Raw genomic sequence first — 21,947 nt, forward strand, 5'->3', positions numbered from 1 at the left:
TCGGGTCGGTCTGCCGGAAAATTCTCCGATGCCAGCTCGAATACCGGCATTTTGTCGAAAAATGCTCAACGCCCGCCTATCTGGCGCCGATAGAGCGCCGGGCTCGCGCCGGTCACCGCCCGGAAGGCGACGCCGAAATGCGATTGTGACGAGAAGCCGACCGCCAGAGCGATGTCGACGATCGGCAGATCGGAGGTCGCCAATAGTTGTTTCGCCGCGAGAATCCGCTCCTCGATCACGAAACGATGGGGCGTAAGACCCGTCGAGCGCTTGAAGCTCCGGATAAAGTTGGAGGGGCTCATGCCGGCAACCTTCGCCATAGCCGCCAAGGTGACGGGAGCCCCGAGATCGGCGCGCACGAACTCGACGATGCGCCGGCGCATCGTTCCATCGAGGGGCGGCATAGGCTCGGATCTCGGCGGGCCCGATACCGCATAGCGATCCGACAGGTGCAGCGCGAGCGTGTAGGCGACCTGTTCGGCCAGCAACGGATTGGGGCGATGACCGCTTGCGCTCGCCTCGACCAGGCGCTTCGCAGAAAACTCCAGCATCGGGTCTTCGGTGTCCCAGGCCCTGTCCGTCAGGACGATCGGGTCCGTCGAACCGCGCGCGGCGGCTACTTCTCGCAGCACGGTTTCGCCGAGATAGAGCAGCAGCAGCTTGCCCGAGCCGACATCGGGCACGGCATCTACCACCACGCTGCATCCGGGCTGGCCGATCCGAAATCGGCCAGCTCGCACCGGCGCATCGCGCCGAACCCTGCCGTTCTCGATCAGCACGTGACGGCGTACATCGTACAGCGTGATCGCGACCGTCGGGACCGGCAGCTCCCCGAATTCATAGAGATGCGGACCGGTGACCTCGCTGACGGCCGCGGCAAAGCCCGTCGTCGCCCAGAGGTCGATGAGAGCCGACTGTCTGCGACCCGTGACGAGTTCGGCGTGACGAAGCGGATTCAGCTGCATGAAAGTAGGTCAGGCTGGATAGCCAAAATTCTTAGCACCGATCACAGGACGTCGCCACCGGCTCCGGGATTTCAACCTAAAGCCGCATTCGACGGGCCCAAAGTGCGGATCCTTCGCTCCGATCGCCAGCGCGGCTCGAGAAGCCCTGCGTTTGCAGGCGACGGCGCTACCGAAGTGATTGCGCCGATGCCAAATTCCGGAGTGGGGCAGGGTGGTTCGTGATCTACCTCAGCCCCTTCACCCAAGGCTGCGCCACACCCTGCTCCGCGAATGTGCTGCGATTGCTCTCCTTGCGCTTCTTGATCTCGGCGCGGGCGATGGTGCGCAGGTGGACCTCGTCCGGCCCGTCGATGAAGCGCAGGGCCCGGCCCCAGGAGTAGATGAAGGCGAGCGGAGTATCGTTGGAGAGCCCGCCTGCGCCGAACACCTGTATCGCCCGGTCGGCGATCCTGGTTTGCAGGCGCGTCGCCGCGACCTTGATCGCCGAGACCTCGGTGCGCGCGGCCTTGTTGCCCTGCTTGTCCATCATCCAGGCGGCGCGCAGGCAGAGCAGGCGGGCCTGGTCGATCTCCATCCGTCCCTCGGCGATCCAGTCCTGGACATTGGCGTAGTCGGAGAGGTTGCGGCCGAAGGCTTTCCGCTCCAGCGCGCGCTCGACCATCAATTCGAGCGCGACCTCGCATTGGCCGATCGAGCGCATGCAATGGTGGATGCGTCCCGGCCCGAGTCGCGCCTGCGCCAGCGCGAAGCCCGCGCCTTCCTCGCCGAGCAGGTTCGCTGCCGGCACTCGGACATTGGTGAAGTCGGTCTCGGTGTGGCCCTCGATCGAATAATGGTTCAGCAGCGGCAGGTTGCGCATCACGCTGAGGCCGGGCGAATCCATCGGCACGATGATCATGCTGTGACGCTTGTGCGGATCGGCCTCGGGGCGCGGATCGGACAGGCCCATCACGATGCAGAACTTCACGTTGGGGTGCAGCGCCCCGGTCGTCCACCATTTGCGGCCGTTGATGACGTAATGGTCGCCGTCGCGGATGATGGTGGTCTGCAGGTTGGTCGGATCGGAGGAGGCGACGCCGGGCTCGGTGATCCCGACGCAGGAGCGGATTTCGCCGTTGAGCAGCGGGTTCAGCCAGCGTTCACGCTGCTCAGGCGTCGCGAACATGTGCAGGATTTCCATGTTGCCGGTGTCGGGGGCGTTGCAGTTGAACACCTCCGAGGACCAGTAGATCCGGCCCATGATCTCGGCGAGCGGGGCGTATTCGAGATTGGTCAGCCGCGTGCCAGGTTCGCCTTCCTTGAGCGCCGGCAGGAAGAGGTTCCATAGCCCTTCCGCCTTCGCCTTGGCCTTGAGATCGTCGATCAGCGCGCTGGGGTAGCGCCCGGCCTCGACCTCATGCTTCCAGGCGGCGTCCGCCGGCTGGATATGGGCGTCCATGAAGGCCTGTAAGCTAGCGCGCAGTTCCTCGATCCTGGCCGAATAGGCGAAATCCATGGTGCTCTCCTTAGATCCAGGGCGTCATAACCAGCGGGTAGATCGCGCGCCGCTTCTTCCTTCTCCCCTTGCGGGAGAAGGTGGCCCGAAGGGCCGGATGAGGGGTCGCACAGGTCTATCCGTCATGCTCGCCCTTGTGGCGAGCATCCACGTCTTGAACACCACATGCGATCAACGAAGCGAACGCGTGGATAGTCGGGACAAGCCCGACCATGACGCGGAAAGGTCGCGCGACCCCTCACCCTAGCCCTCTCCCGCAAGGGGAGAGGGGACAGGTCGCGCGAAACCCTCACGCCGCGCCCTTTACCAACGCGTCCGCCCGCTGCGCAAAGCTCTCCGCCATCGCGCCGACCGCAACAGCGTTCTCGGCGGCGGCGTTGCCGGTCTTCGCTCGCGCCGCGATGCCGTCGAGGATGACGGCGAAGCGGAACAGCGAGAAGGCGAGGTGGAAGCGGCCCGGCCCCTGCGCCCGCCTGGCGGCGGCGCAATACCGGGCGATGTATTCGTCCTGTGTGGGGATGCCGAGGCCCTCGCGATCGAGCCCGACGATGCCGGCATACATCGATGGCGTCGAATGCCAGGGCAGGCAGGAGAAGGCGACATCGGAGAGCGGATGGCCGAGCGTCGATAGCTCCCAATCGAGCACGGCGACGACCTTCGGCGCGTCCGGCGCGAACATCAGGTTCCCAAGGCGGAAATCGCCATGGACGATGCTGGTCTCCGGCGTCTCGTCGAGGTTTGCGCCGAGCCAGTCGATCAGGCGGTCGATCGCCGGGATGTCGCGCGTTCGGGTCTCGCGCCATTGCCGGCCCCAGCGCGTGAGCTGGCGGGCGTAGTAGTTGCCGGGCTTGCCGAAATCGGCGAGACCGGCGCCCTGCCAGTCGAAGCCGTGCAGGGCCGCCAGCGCCTCGGCCATGGCGAAATACATCGCGCGGCGCTCATCAGGCGCGACGCCGGGCAAAGCGGTGTCGTGGAAGACGCGGCCTTCCAACCGCTCCATCAGGTAGAACGGTGTGCCGACGACATCGTCGTCCTCATGCAATAGTAGCACCGGCGGAACCGGCACGGCCGAGCCGGCAAGCGCTTTCAGGATGCGGTATTCGCGCTCGACCGCGTGGGCCGAGGGCAAGAGCGGCCCCGGCGGCTTCTTGCGCAGGACGAGCCGCGTGCCGGCCTCGGGGTAGCTGACGAAGAAGGTCGGATTCGACTGGCCGCCACTGATCCGCTCGACCGTCATTTGCCCCGCAGCCCGGCCGGGCAGGGCGGAGCGCAGAAAGGCGTCCAGCCGGGCGGGATCGAATTCGGGCGGGGCGGAAGGAGCAGCCGGCATGGCCGGCATATTCGAAGGCGAGGGCGGGGAGGTCAACGCGTGTCCGCTCACTCCTCCACGCCAGCCTTTACCCGCACCACCGAGACCGAGCACAACGCTTCGGCGACCACCTTGGCCGAGACGCTGCCGAGATGGCGGCGCAGTGTCGAGGAGCAGCGGGCGCCGAGCACGATATGGTCGATGTCGTTGTGCTCGGCGTAGCGCAGGATCGCATCGGCGGCGCTGACCGCCTCGATGACATGATAGCTGACGCGGTCCTCCGGCAGGTGCAGCGGCCGGGCCCAGTCCTTCAGCGCCACCAGCCGGCCGATATAAAGCGAGCGCCCTTCCGCATCGACGGTCTTGGTCTCGCCGATGATCTCGGTCCTGAGCACGGTGAGGCAGGCAAGGGAGGAATCCGGGCGGGCGGCGAGTAGGCGGCTGGTCTCGGCGAGGATCGCCGCGGCCAGCGCATCCAGCCCTTCCGAGAGATCGACGGCGGTCAGCACGATCGAGGGGCCGGCCTTGCGTCGCGCCACCGTCGGCGCGCCGGTGATTTCGGCTTCGTCGCGCTTCTGGAACAGGTCGACCAGCCGCTTGGCGAGGCTGCGTTCCCCGGCGGTGGGGCGCTTGCGCGAGACCGTGACCTGCTCGGGATGACGCAGGTCGAAGGCGAGTTTGGTCGCATCGGCATAGCGCCGGCCGCGATCGACCTCGAGGCAACGGGCGGTGATCGCCTCGAGCCAGGCCGGCGCCTGCTCGTTGACGGCGCGCAAGGACTTGGGCGCGTGATAGAGCCGCCGCTTCATGCCGGGCACGGTCCTGGGCCGGCCGAACGGCTCCTCGCCGGAGGCCATCTGATAGAGCAGGCAGCCGAGTGCAAAGAGGTCGCTCGCCGGGTCGGAGCGCTCACCCAGTACCTGCTCCGGCGCGATATATGCTGATGTCCCCATCGGCTCGGAGCTTTCCTCACCGAGCAGGTCCGGCAGTTCGGCATGGCGGGCGAGGCCGAAATCGAGCAGCACCGCGCCTTCGTCGGTCAGGATCACGTTCTCGGGCTTGAGATCGAGATGGACCACGTTCTGCCGGTGCAGGTCGGCCAGCGCCGTTGCGATCGCGATGCCGATGCGCTGGACCTCGGCGAAAGGCAGGGGCGCCCGCTTGATGCGTTCCGCCAGGCTTGTCCCGGTGACGAAGCCCATGGCGATGAACGGAATGCGGCAGAGCTCGCCCGAGGCGACGAAGCGCGGCACATGCGGGCCTGACAGGCGCTTGTGGATCAGCACCTCGGTCTCGTAGCCGACGATCGTCGAGACATCGGCGCCAGGGTCGAGCACCGGAATCTTCACCACGAGCGGGCCGGGATGATCGGGATGCGTGGCCCGCCAGAGCGTCGCCATGCCACCGGCCTTCAAGCGCTCGCCGAGCGTGAAACCGTCGATGACCGTGCCGGTCCCTGGCCGTTCCATCCTGCCTCCTATCTGCCAATCTGCAGACGCAGGCCGAGCCAGTCGGGCAGGCCGGCCGCCTTGATCTTGCGCGCGGTTTCCTGGGTGTCATAGGGCACGCGGACCATGGTCACTTCGCGCGCCTGCGTATCGAGCAGGGCGAAGCACGCGGCCGGATCACCGTCCCGCGGCTGGCCGACGGCGCCGATCACGACGACATGCCGGTGCACGGCCGAGAGTGGCGCCGGCACGTCGCGCAGGGGGATGAACGCCACCGGCTCGCGCCCGGCCCTCGCATAGAAAATCGTCGGCAGATGGGTGTGGCCGCAGACCACCGTCGCCGCGTCGGTCGCCGCCAGGCAGGCCTCGGCGCTGCGAAGATCGCGCACATAATGCCAGGCGGCGGGATCACGGGCGCTGGCGTGGACGAAGAGCACGTCGTCGAATTCTGCCGTCAGCGGCAGGCTGTCGAGAAAGGCACTCTGCTCGGCTGAGAGTTGCGCCCTGGTCCACAGCGCCGCTTCATGCGCGTTCGGCGTCATGCCGGCGGGGCCGTGCACGGCGGCTTCGTCATGATTACCGCGAACGCAGATAGCGCCCGCCGCGACGAGTTCGCGCGCGCCATCGACGCAGAAGCCGGGATCAGGGCCGTAGCCGACGATGTCACCGAGCAGGACCAACTGGTCCGGCGCCAGCCGGCGCACGACCGCCAGCACCGCTTCGAACGCCTCGCGGTTGGCATGGATGTCGGAGAGGATGGCGATCCGCATTCAGTGTCCAGGCCCGAATCCGGGGATGCCCGCATCGTGGCAGCGCTGCAGCCGGCTTGGCCAGCGCGCCTTTCGGCTCAGAGCTTTGGGGAGTGTCCGGTTTCATAGCATGCACCGGCGCGGTCGGGGATCACGAGCCGGAAAGCCCGTCGAGACCGCGATCCGGCAGGCTCTCTGACACCTGCGCCACTTCGCCCCGGGGCTCGGCCCCCGGGCGAAGTGGTGACAAGCCGCCGCCTCCCCAGCTACTGTCGCGGCTCACGCACTGCCCAGTGGAGAGAAGCCTTGGACGCCGTGCCGAGAGACGATGCCGCCCAGCCCGACGCTGCCGCGGCCTCTGAGCCGCAGAAGCAGCCGCCGCGCGAGATCGAACTGAAGCTGGCCGCTTCGCCAGACGCGCTGGAGGCGCTTCGCGGCGCCGACCTCATCGCGCGCCATGCCCGAAACCAGGGCGTCACCCGCCGGCTCGACGCGGTCTATTACGACACGCCCGACCGTCTGCTCGACCGCAATGGCCTGGCGCTACGCGTACGCCGCAGCGGCAAGCGCCATGTCCAGACGCTGAAGCGGTCAGGCTCAGGCGACCCGCTGGCGCGCGACGAATGGGAGGTCGCGCTGCCCGATGGTGCGCTCGATCTCACTTTGCTGCCGCTCGCCGAGATCGGCGAGCCGCTCGCCAGCCTGTCGGCCGGGCAGCTCGCGCCGGTTTTCGCCACGCGCATCAGACGGCGCCTGCGCCGCCTCGACTATGCCGGCGCGCTGATCGAGATCGCCTTCGACGACGGTACGATCGAAGCCGGCGAGAAGACCCTGCAGGTCAGTGAGGTCGAACTCGAACTGAAGGAAGGCGAGGCGGCGGCGCTCTACGAGCTCGGGCTGGCCATGCTGGATGTCGCGCCGCTGCAGCTCGCGACGCAAAGCAAGTCAGCGCGCGGCTACGGGCTCGCATTCGCGCGCCTGCCGCAGGCGGTGAAGGCCAAGCCGGTCGAGATCGGCGAGCACGACAATGCCGATGCGGCGATCGCCGCGATCCTCGCCAATACCTACAAGCAGCTTCTCGGCAATCTCGCGCCCGTTGCCACGCACGCGGGGCCTGAAGGCGTGCACCAGATGCGCGTCTCGCTGCGTCGCCTGCGCTCGGCGCTGTCGGTGCTGAAACGCGAGGTCGCGTCACCCACATTCGAGCCGATCGGGCGGGAGGCGAAGCGCCTCGGCCATGTGCTGGGGCCGGCCCGCAACTGGGATGTCTTCATCACCCAGACCGTGCCGGATATCGAAGCCGATGGCCTCAATGATTCCGGATTGTCGCTCCTGTGCAAGGCCGCCGAACCGTATCAGGCGAAAAGCTATGCCGAAATCGCAAAGCGGCTGGCGAATCCGCAGACCAGCCGGTTCCTGCTGTCCTTCGGCGCCCTGATCGAGCGCCGCGGCTGGCGCAGCGGCCTTCCCAGCGAGGCGATGGCGGTGCTGGCCGAGCCGGCCGATGATTTCGCCGGGCGGGTGCTGGCGCGAACGCATCGCCAGGCGCTGAAACGCGGCCGCGGCTTCGGCAGCCTCCGGCCCGAGGGGCGTCACGAATTGCGGCTGGCCTTGAAGAAGCTGCGCTACACCGCCGAGTTCTTCCTGCCGCTGCATGACGGCGCAGCGGCGCGACGTTACCTAGCTCGGTTGTCGCGCTTGCAGGAGGCGCTGGGCCTCGCCAACGATGCGGCGACGACGCAGCACCTCCTTGCTGAATTGCGCGGCGGCAAGGCGCCGGAGCCGGAGCTGCATTTCGCCGCCGGCGCCATCCATGGCTGGCAATCGCGCCATACCATCGAAGCCAGCCGCAAGCTCAAGCGGCGCTGGCGCAGATTCGAAGCGGCTAGCGCCTTCTGGAGCTAGACGGTCCGGCGTGCCGCCGCGCGCCCATGATCGGCACGCGGATCGGCTTCGGCCCGATCAGCTCGTCTTCCTGGTGACGATCGTCAGCTCGCCTTCGTTGCTCACCTGGGCCAGGACGACATCCCGTGTCGAGAAGCCCTTGGCTTCGACGGCGGATTTGGCGGCTGGCGCCTTCTCGATGGCCTCGCGCAGCTTCTCGAGCTCGGCCGCGGTGCGTGTCGCCACCAGCTGGTTCACCTGCGCCTTGCTCGCTTCGGGAAGCTCGTCGATCTCGACGACCTTGACCGAGGTGATCGTCGGCGCGCTCGCCGGCGCTTCCTGCGAGGAGGCGGGCGGCTTTGCCGAGGGGCGCTCGGTCGATGGCGCCTGGGCATTGGCTGCCCCGGCGAGGATTGCGGCGGCGCTTGCGGCTGCGATCGTGATCATACGCATGGCAGGTCCTTCCATCGGTTGCGGAAAGGACGATTGAACACCAGCGATGGGACGAGAGGCTGGAGGCGATCAGGTCATTTCGTGACCATCCGGCGGCGCAAACAGGGCAGCGCCGCCGGGAATTCGACCTGTTCTCAGGCGGCGTCGAGCCCGTAGAGCGAGTGCAGGGTGCGGACCGCCAGCTCGGTATAGGCGGCGTCGATCAGCACCGAGAACTTGATCTCGGAGGTGGTGATCGCACGGATGTTGATGCCCTTCTCGGCCAGCGCCCGGAAGGCGCGCGCCGCGACGCCCGCGTGGCTCCTCATGCCGACGCCGATCGCCGAAATCTTCACCACATCCGTCGCGCCCTGCAGCGTCTGGTAGGCGATGGCCTCATGTTTCGATTCGAGCAGGCCCTTGGCGCGCTCGTAATCGGCCGTCGGCACGGTGAAGGTGATGTCGGTGGTCGCCTGGTCGTCGGAGACGACCTGAATGATCATGTCGACATTGATGTTGGCGTCGGCCAGCGGCCCGAAGATCGCCGCGGCGACGCCGGGCTTGTCGGCCACACGCCGGAGCGTGATCTGGGCTTCGTCGCGCGAGAACGCGATGCCGGTGACGATCTGCTGTTCCACGATGTCGTCCTCGTCGCAGATGAGGGTGCCTGGATTGGGATTGTCTGGGTCGTCGAAGGAAGAGCGCACATAGGTCGGCACGCGCTGGACCATGGCGATCTCGACCGAGCGCACCTGCAGCACCTTCGAGCCGAGAGAGGCCATTTCCAGCATCTCTTCGAACGAGACCTTGTCCATCCGCCTCGCCTTCGGGACGATGCGCGGATCGGTGGTGTAGACGCCGTCGACATCGGTGTAGATGTCGCAGCGATCGGCCTTCAGGCCCGCGGCGAGTGCGACGGCGCTGGTGTCCGAGCCGCCGCGGCCGAGCGTGACGATGCGGTGGCTGCGCGGGTTGATGCCCTGGAAGCCGGAGCAGACCGCGATTTCGCGGTTGCGGTCGAAGCCGGCGAGAATGCCGGCGCCGTCGACGCCCTCGATCCTGGCCGAGCCATGCGCGTCCGACCCGTAGAGCGGGATCTGCCAGCCCTGCCAGGAGCGGGCGGGCAGGCCCATCTCCTGCAGCGCGATCGCCATCAGGCCGGAGGTGACCTGTTCGCCCGAGGCGACGACGGTGTCGTATTCGGCCTGGTCGTAGATGGAGGACGCTTCCTTGCACCACGCGACGAGTTCGTTGGTCTTGCCCGACATCGCCGAGACTACGACCGCGACCTGGTTGCCGGCGTCGAATTCGCGTTTGACGTGGCGGGCCGCGTTCTTGATGCGCTCGACAGTGGCGACCGATGTGCCGCCGAACTTCATCACCAGACGGGCCATAGCGTCTAAAGGCTCTCTAATCTGCACCCGGCCGAGCCGGGACGAAACGTCCCCTCGCGCCTAGCGAAGGGCGCGTGTAGATGACGGGAGGTGCGGGCGGTGTCAATGCAGCCATGGTCGGCACGGGCATAAACAGGGTATCAAAGGCGATGACGGCAGCGGCTCGCGAAGGCTCCACCATCGACCCGGCCGAGGTCGCGCGCTTCGACGCGCTGGCCAAAAGCTGGTGGGATCCGAAAGGGCCGATGGCGGTCCTGCACAAATTCAATCCCGTCAGGCTCGCCTTCATCCGCGACCTCGCCTGCGAGCGCTTCGGCCGCGATCCGAAGTCGCTGCGCGCCCTTGAAGGGCTGAGCGTCGTCGACATCGGCTGCGGCGGCGGCGTGCTCTCCGAGCCGCTTGCGCGCTTGGGTGCCGACGTGACGGGGCTCGACCCGGCCACGACCAACATCGCCGTGGCGCGGGCGCATGCGCAGAAGGCCGGCATCGAGATCGACTATCGCGAGCAGACGATCGAGGCCGTTGTGGCGTCAGGCGCCCGCTTCGACATCGTCCTCGCCATGGAAGTGGTCGAGCATGTCGCCGATGTCGATGCCTTCGTCGCCTCCTGCTGCGCGGCGGTGAAGCCGGGCGGACTGCTCGTCATGGCGACGCTCAACCGCACGCTGAAATCCTATGCGCTTGCCATCGTCGGCGCCGAATACATCCTGCGCTGGCTGCCGCGCGGCACGCATGATTGGGAGAAGTTCGTGACGCCGGACGAGCTGGAGGCGGCGATCGAGATCGGCGGGCTCTCAGTCTTCGCCCGCGAAGGCGTCGCCTACAATCCGCTGGCCGATCGCTGGTCGCGCTCGCGCGATCTCGACGTCAACTACATGCTGGCGGCGGGGAGGGCCGGCTGAGGTTCCGCCGGAACCTTCCGCTTCCCCCCTTGTTTTTTGCGCTGCGGCATAATTCGATAGGAGTATGGCGCAGCGCAGCATTGGTCTGCATGATGCCGGTAACGCCACCGGATCAGAGGCGTGGCGACAAGGGAGAATGAGCCGATGGCACAGCTGCAACCCGTTGCGAAGCCCGCGTTGAAGGATCTCTACGAGCTCGGCGAATTGCCGCCGCTCGGCCATGTCCCGGCCAACATGTACGCCTGGACGATCCGCCGCGAGCGCCATGGCCCACCGCAGGACAGCTTCAAGGTCGAGGTCGTGCCGACCTGGTCGATCGGCGAGGAGGAGGTGCTGCTCCTCGTGATGGCCGGCGGCGTCAACTACAACGGCATCTGGGCCGGCCTCGGCCAGCCGATCTCGCCCTTCGACGTGCATAAGGGCTCGTTGCATATCGCCGGCTCCGATGCCTCCGGCATCGTCTGGGCTGTCGGTTCCAAGGTGAAGCGCTGGAAGGTCGGCGACGAGGTCATCGTCCACTGCAACCAGGATGATGGCGACGACGAGGAGTGCAATGGCGGCGACCCGATGTTCTCCTCCTCCCAGCGCATCTGGGGCTACGAGACGCCCGACGGCTCCTTCGCCCAGTTCTGCCGGGTCCAGTCGCGTCAATTGATGCTGAAGCCGAAGCACCTCTCCTGGGAGGAATCGGCCTGCTACACGCTGACGCTGGCGACCGCCTATCGCATGCTGTTCGGCCACGCCCCGCATACCATCAAGCCGGGTGACAACGTCCTGATCTGGGGCGCCTCGGGTGGCCTCGGCGTCTTCGGCGTGCAGCTCTGCGCTGCGTCCGGCGCCAACGCGATCGGCGTCATCTCCGACGAGAGCAAGCGCGACTACGTGCTCGGCCTCGGCGCCAAGGGCGTGATCAACCGCAAGGACTTCAACTGCTGGGGCCAGATGCCCACGGTCAACTCGCCCGAGTACAACGACTGGACCAAGGAAGCCCGCAAGTTCGGCAAGGCGATCTGGGACATCACCGGCAAGAAGGATGTCGACATCGTCTTCGAGCATCCGGGCGAGGCGACCTTCCCGGTCTCCTGTCTCGTCGCCAAGCGCGGCGGCATGATCGTCTTCTGCGCCGGCACCTCCGGCTTCAACATCACCTTCGACGCCCGCTATGTCTGGATGCGGCAGAAGCGCGTTCAGGGCTCGCATTTCGCCCATCTGAAGCAGGCTTCCGCCGCGAACCAGTTCGTCATCGACCGCCGCGTCGACCCCTGCATGTCCGAGGTCTTCCCCTGGGACAAGATCCCGCTCGCCCACCACAAGATGTGGAAGAACGAGCACGCGCCGGGCAACATGGCCGTGCTGGTCTACGCGCCGCGCACCGGCCTGCGCACCTATGAGGACGTCGCCGAGGCGCTGGAGGGTTGAGCAGCCCGCTTCGGGCCTCTCATGCGCCGCCGGCTCGTCTTGTCGGGGCTTCGCGCAGCGAAGAGCCCGGAACCCAGAACCGATGAGCCTGGGTTATCAGGCTGAACGGCTGTAACGCTTCGTTCGGAGACGGTATCGGTTCTGGGTTCCGGGCTCGCTGCTGCGCAGCGCCCCGGAAAGACGGCCGTGGTTCCTTAAAGTCCGCTCAGCACGTCTCCGCTCGACTTCTCCGGCGCCCGGTGCAGCGCGATCGCGGCATTGAGCTCGGCGCCATAGAGGAAGATCGCCGCCAGCCAGTAGAGGAAAACCAGCGCGATCATCGCGGTGGCGAGGCCGGCATAGGTGGTGACATAGGCACCGGCGAAGGAATCGAGATACCAGCCGAAGCCGACACCGCCGATCAGCCAGACCACCAGCGTCATCAATATACCCGGCCACATCGCTCGGATATGCGGGGCGCGGGCCGGCAGCAGCTTGTGCGCGACGCTGAGCGCCAGCACGACCAGCACGGTCGCTCCCGCGATCCGCAGGAAGGCGAGCAGGAAGCCGAGCGGGGCGAGCGCCGGCGCGAAGCCGACGATGCCGCGCCAGATCAGCGGGCCGAGCACGACCAGCAGCGAGAAGGCGAGCATGAAGATCGCGCCGCCGACGACATAGACGATCGATTCCAGCCGCGTGCGCCACCAGCTGCGCCATTCATAGGCCTCATAGGCGCGGTTGAGCCCGATCCTGACCGCTTCGACGCCGGAGGAGGAGAAATACAGCGCCAGGATTGCGCCGAGCGTCAGCGCGTCCTTGCGCACGGCCGTCAGCACTGAGCGGACCTCGCGCGCGATCGGTTCCGCCACCTCGCGCGGCCACGCTTCCAGCAGCAATTGCGCGGCTTCGTCGGCGGCCGCCTGCGAGCCGAAGAACCCGCCGAGCGCGGTGACGAGGATCAGGAACGGGAACAGCGACATCAGCACCGAGAGCGCGATGTGGCTGGCGATCGCCCAGCCGTCATGGGCGATGAAGCGCTCGAAGGCGAGGGCGGGGACTGAGCTCAGCGACATGCAGGTCTCGGGCGGGGCAGGGCGGTGATTGTCGCTGGTTCGGGGCTGCTGGCAAGACGGGAGGATGCGGTGTCCTCCTTCTCCCCCGAGGGGAGAAGGGAAGAGCGCACCCCGAACATGCCGCCACAGCGTCCGCAGGCGGCGACAACTGCCGCTATCGGGCCTATCAGGCACCTAGAAAGCAGCAGCGATGTTCGATTCCCCGCTCTTCCTGCGCCTGTCGCCGGCTCTGTTCGTCTTCCTCTGGTCGAGCGGCTGGATCGTCGCGGGCTATTCGGCCCGCTATTCCGATGCGCTGACCTTTCTCTCGGTCCGCTTCGGCTGTGCCGGCCTGGCGCTCGCCGTGTTCGCCGTCGTCCTCGGTGCACCCTGGCCCAAGACGCGGCGCGCTCTTTTCGATTGCGTCGTCGCCGGCATCCTGCTGCACGCGGTTTATCTGGGCGGCGTCTGGTGGGCAGTGCGCCATGGCTTGCCGGCCGGTGTCTCCGGCCTGATAGCCGGCTTGCAACCGGTCCTGACCGCATTGTTCGCACCCTTGATCATGCGCGAGAGCATTTCGCCGATCCGTTGGCTCGGCATCGTCTTCGGCTTCGTCGGCGTCGCGCTGGTGCTGGAGCCGAAGCTGGTCGGCGTCGCGCCCGAGGCGCTTTCCGCCATCGCGCTGCCGGTTATCGTCAACGTCGTCGGCATGTTCGCCGTCACCTTCGGCTCGTTCTGGCAGAAGGCCCGCATCGTCGAGGGCGACCTGCGCACGGTGACGGCGGTGCAGTACATCGCCGCCTTCCTGTTCACGCTGCCCTTCGCCTTCCTGCTCGAGCCGATGCGGATCGAGTGGAACCTGACCATGGGCCTGGTGCTGGCCTGGTCGGTGCTGGCGCTCTCGCTCGGCGGGATCGGGCTCTATCTCGTGATGATCCGCCGCGGCCAGGTCTCGCGCATCGCGACCTTCCTCTACCTCGTGCCGCCGGCGGTGGCGGTCGAGGCTTGGATTCTCTTCGGCGAGACGCTGAGTCTGATCCAGCTCCTTGGCATGGCGATCGCCGTGCTCGGCGTCGTGCTCGCCAGCCGCAAATAGTCGATGGCCCGATCCTGGGTTCCCGCAAGCCGGTCGATGCTGTAGCCAGAGAGCATGAGCCGGCAGGAACCTGCTCGCTGGCGACAGGGACGAGACGACCATGGCTGTGACGACCGATAATCTTGCTGGCGCCCTCATCGCCGCCCGCCGCGGCCACAAGCTGGTCGACATCGCGACCTTGCCGGTCCCCGCCGATGTCGATGCCGGTTTCGCCGCTCAGGCCGAGGTCAACCAGGGCATGGGCTATCCGCTCGCCGGCTGGAAGGTCTCGCTCGGCGAGGGCGGCCGGCCGATGGCGGGGCTGATGCAGGGGCCTTATCTCAAGTCCGGCGACACTTATCGCGGCGTGCACGGCGCCGAATTGCGCGTCGAGATCGAGCTTGCCATCCGCCTCGGCCGCGACATGCCGCTGCGCCCCGGCCAGCCCTATACCCGCGAGGAGCTGATCGACCATTGCGACGCCGCCCTCGTCGGCATCGAAATCGTCGAGAGCCGCATCGCCGACTGGACCAATGTGCCGTTCCCGCTCTGGCTCGCCGATGCGATGGGCCATGGCGGCTATCTGCTCGGCCCCGAGGTTCCCTTCAGCATCTTCGACGACGTCCCGGCGCTGACCTGCACGGTCGAGCTCGATGGCGACGTGCTCTATGATCGCCAGGCCCTGCATGCCAATGGCGATCCGCTGGTCACCGCGCTCGCCTGGGCGAACCGCTCGGTCGAGGGCCCGCTCGGCCCGCTCAAGGCCGGTCAGATCATCACCACCGGCAGCCTCTGCGGCGGCGTGCTCGCGCCAACGGTCGGCCCGGTCATCGCGCGGCTCGACCCGGTTACGGCGATCTCCTTCGCGCTGGCCGAGCAGGGCGACTGAGAGCCGCGATCCAGGCCATTCGATAATGTCCGGATGGCCAACGATTCGTTCAGGTTTTCGGTTGACGGTAGCCTGACCCCGAGCGTCGAATTGTGATCAATCGGAGGCGCGATCACAAAATCAACGCATTCGCTGCGTTCTAGTTGGGTTGCGTTGGAGGTTTGATGCGGTCATGGCGAAGGGGCAGGATTGGCATTGCCGGCGGAGGCTTGGTTGCTTTCGCGGCGATGCTTGCCGGTGAGGTTTCGCCGGCCCGCGCCTTCGACCTGTCGTCGCTCGACGTCTTCAACCTCTTCGGCAGCAAGGACAAGCCGCCGCCGGTCAGCGCGACGACGCTGCCCTATGAACTGAAGTTCGAGCTCGGCGACGTGCCCGATGCCAGCGCGCTGAAGCGCAGCCTGCAGGACGCCTCGCTGCTCTATCGCCTGCGCGAGGATGCACCACCCGACGGCGAGACCCTGGCGCGCCGCGCCGCCGCCGACATCAATCCGCTGATCGACGCGCTCTGGGCCCAGGGCTATTTCAATGCGCAGGTCGCGATCGCGGTCGACGGCGTCGCGGTGACGCAGGCCGGCGAGCCGCCGGCGAGGCTCGCGCCCACCGCCGAGCGCTACCGCAACCGCGCCCCGGCGCCGATCGTGGTCACGGTCGACCCCGGCCCGCAATTCTCGCTGCGCAATGTCGATATCGTGCCGAGCGGGCGCCGCGATCCCGAAGCGGTGATCTCCGATCCCGGCAAGGTTTCCGGCCTCGTGCCCGGTGCGCCCGCGACCTCCTCCTCGATCCGCGCGGCCCAGGCGGCGCTCGTCGATTACTGGCGCGGCAAATCCCGCCCGCTCGCTCGCGTCGTCGAGGTCCGCCCGGTCGTCGACCACGCCGCGAAGACCATGGACGTCTCGGTCCTGGTCGATCCCGGCCCGGTCGCCGGCTTCGGCGACGTCTCGATCACCGAGACCGGCGACATTCCGCCCGAGGTGATCCGCTCCTTCATCTATCTCGAGCCGGGCGAGCCTTATTCGCCCAAGGCGCTGGCCGACACGCGCAAGTCGATCGCGACCATCCCCGCCGTCGGCTCGGTCCGCATCCGCGAGGGCAAGGGGCTGGACCAGGCCGGCAACCTGCCGATCTTCGTCGAGGTCAACGAGCGGCCCAAGCGCCTGCTCGGCTTCTCGGCGCGTTATTCGACGATCGACGGTCCGGCGGTGAAGACCTATTGGGAGCATCGCAACCTGTTCGGCGGCGCCGAGCGCCTCCGGCTCGAAGCCTCCGTCTTCTTCGCGCCGCGCATCGACGGCACCAAGATCCAGCGCTTCGGTGATTTCGAGCCGACCGATCTCGGTGCTCGCTTTTCCGCCAGCTTCCTGAAGCCGGCGCTCGGCGGCAGCCGCAACGATCTGCTGATCGACGCCAGCGGCGTGCGCGAGCGCATCGGCACCAACCGCTATGGCGGCTACACCGCGCGCTACGCCAATATCACGACGGCCATCCGCCATCGCTTCAGCGACGTCTTCTCGATCCAGGCCGGCATCGAGGCCGAGCGCGGCCAGACCAGCGACGTGCTCGGGCAGGTCGACTACATGCTGGTCGGCGTGCCGCTGTCGTTGCGCTACGATTCGACCGACAGCCAGCTCGACCCGACCCGCGGCATCAGGGTCGCCGCCTCGGTCACGCCCTATGCCGCTTTCGGCGACAATGCTGCGCCCTTCGTCCAGAGCAAGGCCTCGATCTCCGGCTACTACGCCCTCGACGAGGATGCCCGCTATGTCCTCGCCGGCCGGATCGGACTGGGCTCTATCGTCGGCGCCGACCTCGACGAGGTCCCGGCGACGCGGCGGTTCTATGCCGGCGGCGGCGGCTCGGTGCGCGGCTACGCCTATCGCACGCTCTCGCCGCTCGGCCCGCTCAATCACCTGACCGGCGGGCGCAGCCTGTTCGAGGCCTCGGTCGAGGCTCGGATCAAGATCACCAACACCATCGGCATCGTGCCCTTCTTCGACGCGGGCATGGCCTTCGCGTCGCAGTTCCCCAGTTTCAAGGAGAAGATCCAGTACGCGGCCGGCCTTGGCCTGCGCTACTACACGCCGATCGGGCCGATCCGGCTCGACGTCGCCGCGCCGCTCAACCCGCGCAAGGGTGACAAGCCGGTCGCGCTCTATATCAGCATCGGGCAGGCCTTCTGATGGGCAAGCTCCGCATCTCGCGCCTGCTCGCCGGCCTCGCGGCCCTGTTCATCGCCGCCGCGCTGGTCGTCTTCACCGGCCTCGGCGGCTTCGCCCAGAACGCCGGCGAGCGCGGCGTCCTGGCCGACCTGATCTCGAAGGCACTATCGACCGATGGCAGCCAGGTTTCGATCGGCGCCGTCGACGGAGCACTCTCTTCCGATGCCACCATCCGCGACATCGTCATCTCCGACCGGGATGGCCCCTGGCTCAGGCTCGATCGCGCCCGGCTGATCTGGACCCGCTCGGCGCTGCTGCTGCGCCGGCTCGAGGTGAATCGGCTCGAGATCGGCAAGCTCGAGATCCTGCGCAAGCCCGTGCCGGAACCGGGCGCCCCGCCGCCGGCCGACAACTCGCCGATCCTGCCGGAGTTGCCGCTCAAGGTGATCGTCGAGGCCTTCCAGCTCGGCGAGCTCGCGCTCGGCCCGACCGTGATCGGCGCACCCGCGAGGCTTTCGGCGACCGGCGCGGCCCGTCTCGGCCCGCCGAACGAGGGCCTCGATTTTCGGCTCGCCGGGCGCCGGCTTGATATGGGCGGCACGCTCGACGTCAATCTGCGCTTCGTGCCGCAATCGACGCAGCTCCAGCTCGCGGTCAAGCTCGACGAACCGGCCGGCGGCCTGATCTCGACCATTGCCGATCTGCCGGACCGCCCGCCGGTCAAGCTCGACCTTTCCGGCGACGGCCCCCTTGACCGCTTCCGCGCGACGCTCGCCTTCACCGCCGGCCCGACCATCGGCGCCAACGGCACGGCCGATCTCAGCCGCCAGGGCGCGGGCCGGCGGCTCCTGCTCGCGCTCGATTCGCGCATCGCCGGCCTGATGCCGCCGCCGGTGGCGCCGGTCTTCGAGGGTTCGACCCGGCTCGACGGTACCGTGGGATTGGCCGATAGCGGTGCCGTCTCGGTCGACCAGATGGCGCTGGTCTCGGCACTGGCCCGGCTCGACGTAAACGGTGTCTATGGCGCCGACAAGAACCTCGATTTCAAGATAACTGCCGCTGCCCGCCCCAATGCCGAGGGTCGCACCGTCGCCTCCGGCGCCGAGATCGCCAAGCTCGCCTTCGATGCGACGATCCGTGGGCCGGCGGCCGGGCCGCGCATCAACGCCAGCCTGCAGGCGGAGGGCGCGAGCGTTCCCATGGGCAAGCTCGGCAAGCTCGACTTCAGTTTCACAGCGACGCCGACCGGCGCGCTGAATGATCCGGCGACGCGCACCGTGCTGGTCTCCGATGGCGAAGCCTCCGGCGTCGCACTCGCCGATCCTGGCCTGGCGCGCTTCATCGGCGATCGCCTGCGCTTCACCTTGCGCGGCACGGCCTCCGAAGGCGGTGGCGGCGAGTTCGAGACGCTGAAGCTCGCCTTTGGCGGAGCCGAGCTCGGCTATGCCGGCCGCCTCGATCCGGCTCGCATCCTCGGCAAGGTGCAGGCGCGGCTGCCTGATCTGTCGCGCCTCAGCACGCTCGCCGGCCGCCCGCTCAAGGGTTCCGCCACTGTCGCCGCCGATGTCGACGCCGAGCCGAAGAAGCGACTCTATGCCGTCAAGCTCGATGGCGGCGCCGAATCGCTGGCGCTGGGCCAGGAGGCGCTCGACCGGCTGCTCGCCGGCAAGCTCTCGCTCGGCGGCGAGATCCGGGTGCCCGGCAGCGGCGGCCTCGTCGTCAACGGCCTGCGCATCGCCGGAACCCATGTCGCGGCCACCGCCGACGGTGCGCTCGGCGCACAGGGCTCGAGCCTGAAGGCCAACATCGCCATTCCCGATCTGCGCCGGGCCGATCCGAAATTGTCGGGGCAGGGCGCGTTCGATGCGACGCTGACAGGCCCGCTCGACAAGCTGGGTGCGACGCTGAAGGCCGGCATCAGCAACGCCACCGCACTCGGCCGGCCGGTGCCGCGCCTCGCCCTCGACGCCACCCTGCGCGACCTGCAGGGCGCGCTCTCCGGGGACGCCAGGCTCTCCGGCGAGGTCGATGGCCGGCCCGCGACAGGTGCCTTGCGCTTCGCCAAGCGCGATCCCGGTGGCTGGGCGCTGCCGCAGCTCGATATCGCGATCGGCTCGGTCACGCTGAACGGCGCGCTCGATCTCGACGCCTCCAATCTGGCCGAGGGCAACCTCAAGCTCGCCGCCCGCAATCTGGACGATCTCTCGGCGCTGGCGCTCGCCAAGCTCGGCGGCCGGATCGAGGCCGACGTGAAGCTGGCGCGGCCGACCGGCGGCCAGAATCTCGATCTCAAGGCCAGCGCGCAGAAGCTTGTTGCGCCTAGCGTTTCGCTCGATCGGCTCGATGCCGACATCGCCATCGTCGATGCGCTGCGCAAGCCGCTGATCAACGGCACGGTCCAGGTCGATCGCGCCGTCATCGTCGGCGAGGCAGTGAGCGCGATCCGCCTTGTCTCGAAGGGCGGCACTGAGGCCAGCGACATCAGCCTCGACGCCACGGCACGCGGCTTCTCGCTGGCTTCCAAGGGCCGGCTCTCGGTCGCCGACCCCTTGCGCTTCGATCTCGCCAGCTTCACCGCGACCCGCGACGGCCGCAGGATCGCGCTGGCCAAGCCGGCGAGCTTCACCGCGATCGACGGCGGCGTTTCCATCCGCGATCTTTCCATCGCGCTCGATGGCGGCCGGATCACCCTGGACGGTCAGGCGGGCAAGGCGCTCGACCTGCGCTTTGCCGCGCAGAACGTGCCGCTCTCGGCCGCGCGCCTGGCGTCGCCGACGCTCGATCTCTCCGGCACGCTCGACGCGGAAGCGACGATCAAGGGCACGCCCGAGGCGCCGACCGGTCCGTGGCGGGTCCGCATCGCCCGCCTCGTCGCGCCGCAGACGCGCTCCGCCGGCTTGCCGCCGATCGAAATTTCGGGGCAGGGCGCGCTCGATGGTCGTCACACCAGCCTCGACGCCAGCCTGAACGCCGGCCGTTTTGTCAGCCTGACCGCGAAGGGCAGGGCGCCGCTCGGCGGCGAGGGCGTGCTCGACGTGTCCGTCCAAGGAAAGGCGGATGCCCAGCTCGCCAATGCCCAGCTCGCCGCCGACGGCCGGCGGCTGACCGGCCAGCTCGCGCTCGACCTGCGTGCCGGCGGTACGCTCGCCGCGCCGCGTCTCTCCGGCGGTGCGACGCTCTCCGGCGGCAGCTTCAGCGACGCGCTCCAGGGCGTGAAGCTGACCGGGCTCGAGGCGCGCGTCACAGCCAACGGGCCGGAACTGGTCATCGAGCGCTTCGCCGCGCAGACGCCGGGCAATGGCACGCTCTCGGCTCGTGGCAACGTCAAGCTCGATCCGCAGGCCGGCTTCCCCGGCACGATTCGCATCGAGGGCAAGCGCGCCCAGCTCGTCGACAGCGGGCTGGTCCGGGCGGTCACCGACCTCAACCTCGACCTCACCGGCCCGCTGGCGCAGCGGCCGCGCATCGGCGGACGCGTCGATGTCGTCACCATCGAGGTCTCGGTGCCCGATCGCCTGCCGTCGAGCTCGCGGCCGGTCGACGGCATCCGCCATGTCAACGCCAAGGGCCAGGCGGCGGCCCGCCTCGCCGCCGAGCGCAAGGCCCGCGCGATCGCGAGCCGCAAGGGCACGCGCGCGCCGGCCTTCGATGCCGTGCTCGACATCACCGTCTCGGCTCCGGGGCGCGTCTTCATCCGCGGGCGCGGCATCGACGCCGAGCTCGGCGGCGACCTGCGCGTCGGCGGCACCTCCGGCGCGCCGGCCCTGACCGGCGGCTTCGATCTCAGGCGCGGGCGACTCAGCCTCGCCAGCCAGCGCCTCGACTTCAGCAAGGGCCGCGTCACCTTCTCCGGCGACGTCATGCCGACGCTCGACTTCGTCGCCGAGACCCGCGCCGCCGACGTCACCGCGCGGATCATCGTCTCCGGCGAGGCCTCGGCGCCCGAATTCAGCTTTACCTCCTCGCCCGAGCTGCCACCGGACGAGGTGCTGTCGCGCCTGCTCTTCGCTCGCGCCTCCGGCTCGCTCTCGCCTTTCCAGGCTCTGCAGCTCGCCCAGACCGCCGCACAATTCTCCGGCGCCGGCGGCGACGATGTCTTCGAGCGCATCCGTCGCTCGCTCGGCGTCGACAATCTCGATGTGCAGGTGGGGCCGGGCGGCCCGACGGTCGGCGTCTCCCGCGCGATCTCCGACAACATCACCCTCGGTGTGAAGGCCGGAGCCAAGCCCGAGGACAGCGGCGTTTCGGTCGGCATCGACGTGACCCGCCGCCTGAAGCTCCAGGCCGAGACCAATGCCGACGGCAGCGCTGCGGTCGGTGTCGGGGCCGAGTGGGAATACTGAGCCAGCAAATCGCGGCATGGTGCCGTCATTCCGGGGCGAGCCGAAGACTCGGGGCTCGGAGTGCAGAGCCGCTGTGCGTGATCATCGAAGCGGATGGTCCCGAGCGCGCTTCTGGAAGGCAGTGATGCCGGCAACGATGCCCGCCGCTCGCAGGCGGCCCTGGAAAGGCCAGGAGATTCGCTGCAGCGCGGTTCGGCGACTCACGCACAAGACAAATGGAGGAGATTCGCCCCTGACAGGCTGCGACAGGGGGCTTCCAGGGCCTCCGCCGGCCCTGTTCGGTTAATGCTCTCTTAAGTTTGCCGGTCAAAGCGTGGCCCGGCTGCAACACCAGGGGGTAAAGCGGGTCCTCGGCGGGGACTGTGGCGTGATCGTGGTTGATCGGCGGCCGGGCATTCGTAATGGTGACTGTGCGGCGGGACGTTCCCGGTCGCTGTTTTTCGTCTTCGCCTC

15 protein-coding genes are annotated in these 21,947 nt (G+C 68.1%); 7 read left to right on the plus strand and 8 right to left on the minus strand.

Annotation, left to right across the window (positions count from 1 at the left end; genetic code table 11):
* Nucleotides 1–65: 65 nt before the first annotated feature.
* The 5 genes from AC1DS0_RS21770 to AC1DS0_RS21790 form a co-directional block, all read right to left on the minus strand.
* Nucleotides 66–965 (minus strand): AraC family transcriptional regulator, encoded by a 900-nt coding sequence (locus tag AC1DS0_RS21770; RefSeq protein ID WP_476816363.1) that lies wholly within the window; start codon nt 963–965, stop codon nt 66–68.
* Between the two features lie 223 nt (nt 966–1,188).
* Nucleotides 1,189–2,460 (minus strand): acyl-CoA dehydrogenase family protein, encoded by a 1,272-nt coding sequence (locus AC1DS0_RS21775; protein ID WP_476816364.1) that lies wholly within the window; start codon nt 2,458–2,460, stop codon nt 1,189–1,191.
* A 289-nt stretch (nt 2,461–2,749) separates the two neighbouring features.
* A complete protein-coding gene (locus AC1DS0_RS21780; protein ID WP_476816365.1) occupies nt 2,750–3,790 on the minus strand; it encodes a phosphotransferase family protein in 1,041 nt (346 codons plus the stop codon).
* A gap of 47 nt (nt 3,791–3,837) precedes the next feature.
* Nucleotides 3,838–5,238, minus strand: coding sequence for a protein kinase domain-containing protein (locus AC1DS0_RS21785; RefSeq protein WP_476816366.1), 1,401 nt, complete (start codon nt 5,236–5,238; stop codon nt 3,838–3,840).
* A gap of 8 nt (nt 5,239–5,246) precedes the next feature.
* The gene (locus AC1DS0_RS21790; RefSeq protein ID WP_476816367.1) at nt 5,247–5,987 is read right to left on the minus strand and encodes a metallophosphoesterase family protein; all 741 of its coding nucleotides are present in this window, start codon (nt 5,985–5,987) and stop codon (nt 5,247–5,249) included.
* Nucleotides 5,988–6,281: 294 nt separating this feature from the next.
* Here AC1DS0_RS21790 and AC1DS0_RS21795 point away from each other — a divergent pair, with 294 nt between their 5' ends.
* Nucleotides 6,282–7,871 (plus strand): CYTH and CHAD domain-containing protein, encoded by a 1,590-nt coding sequence (locus AC1DS0_RS21795; RefSeq protein ID WP_476816538.1) that lies wholly within the window; start codon nt 6,282–6,284, stop codon nt 7,869–7,871.
* A gap of 57 nt (nt 7,872–7,928) precedes the next feature.
* On the opposite strand, the gene AC1DS0_RS21800 is transcribed toward AC1DS0_RS21795, so the two are convergent.
* Nucleotides 7,929–8,303 carry a hypothetical protein gene (locus AC1DS0_RS21800; protein WP_476816368.1) on the minus strand — a complete coding sequence of 125 codons (375 nt, stop codon included), beginning with the start codon at nt 8,301–8,303 and terminating at the stop codon, nt 7,929–7,931.
* Nucleotides 8,304–8,437: 134 nt separating this feature from the next.
* Entirely contained in the window at nt 8,438–9,676 is a 1,239-nt protein-coding gene (locus AC1DS0_RS21805) for an aspartate kinase (protein WP_476816369.1), read from the minus strand.
* Between the two features lie 149 nt (nt 9,677–9,825).
* On the opposite strand from AC1DS0_RS21805, the gene ubiG reads away from it, so the two are divergent.
* The gene (gene ubiG / locus AC1DS0_RS21810) at nt 9,826–10,578 is read left to right on the plus strand and encodes a bifunctional 2-polyprenyl-6-hydroxyphenol methylase/3-demethylubiquinol 3-O-methyltransferase UbiG (RefSeq protein ID WP_476816370.1); all 753 of its coding nucleotides are present in this window, start codon (nt 9,826–9,828) and stop codon (nt 10,576–10,578) included.
* A gap of 144 nt (nt 10,579–10,722) precedes the next feature.
* A complete protein-coding gene (ccrA, locus tag AC1DS0_RS21815) occupies nt 10,723–11,997 on the plus strand; it encodes a crotonyl-CoA carboxylase/reductase (RefSeq protein ID WP_476816371.1) in 1,275 nt (424 codons plus the stop codon).
* 194 nt (nt 11,998–12,191) lie between these two features.
* On the opposite strand, the gene AC1DS0_RS21820 is transcribed toward ccrA, so the two are convergent.
* On the minus strand, nt 12,192–13,049 hold the full coding sequence (locus tag AC1DS0_RS21820) for a YihY/virulence factor BrkB family protein (RefSeq protein ID WP_476816372.1): 858 nt from the start codon (nt 13,047–13,049) through the stop codon (nt 12,192–12,194).
* A 190-nt stretch (nt 13,050–13,239) separates the two neighbouring features.
* On the opposite strand from AC1DS0_RS21820, the gene AC1DS0_RS21825 reads away from it, so the two are divergent.
* The 4 genes from AC1DS0_RS21825 to AC1DS0_RS21840 all read left to right on the plus strand — a co-directional run bounded on the left by AC1DS0_RS21825 (nt 13,240) and on the right by AC1DS0_RS21840 (nt 21,494).
* Nucleotides 13,240–14,124: a DMT family transporter gene (locus AC1DS0_RS21825; protein ID WP_476816373.1), complete on the plus strand. Its 885-nt coding sequence runs from the start codon at nt 13,240–13,242 to the stop codon at nt 14,122–14,124.
* Between the two features lie 100 nt (nt 14,125–14,224).
* Nucleotides 14,225–14,992, plus strand: a complete 768-nt coding sequence (locus tag AC1DS0_RS21830) for a fumarylacetoacetate hydrolase family protein (protein ID WP_476816374.1) — start codon at nt 14,225–14,227, stop codon at nt 14,990–14,992.
* 209 nt (nt 14,993–15,201) lie between these two features.
* Complete coding sequence (locus tag AC1DS0_RS21835) at nt 15,202–17,172, plus strand: autotransporter assembly complex protein TamA (protein ID WP_476816375.1); 1,971 nt, start codon at nt 15,202–15,204, stop codon at nt 17,170–17,172.
* On the plus strand, nt 17,172–21,494 hold the full coding sequence (locus tag AC1DS0_RS21840) for a translocation/assembly module TamB domain-containing protein (protein ID WP_476816376.1): 4,323 nt from the start codon (nt 17,172–17,174) through the stop codon (nt 21,492–21,494). Before AC1DS0_RS21835 ends, AC1DS0_RS21840 begins: the two co-directional genes overlap by 1 nt.
* Nucleotides 21,495–21,947: the final 453 nt, after the last annotated feature.

This window comes from Allobosea sp. P4_H5 (assembly GCF_056400825.1).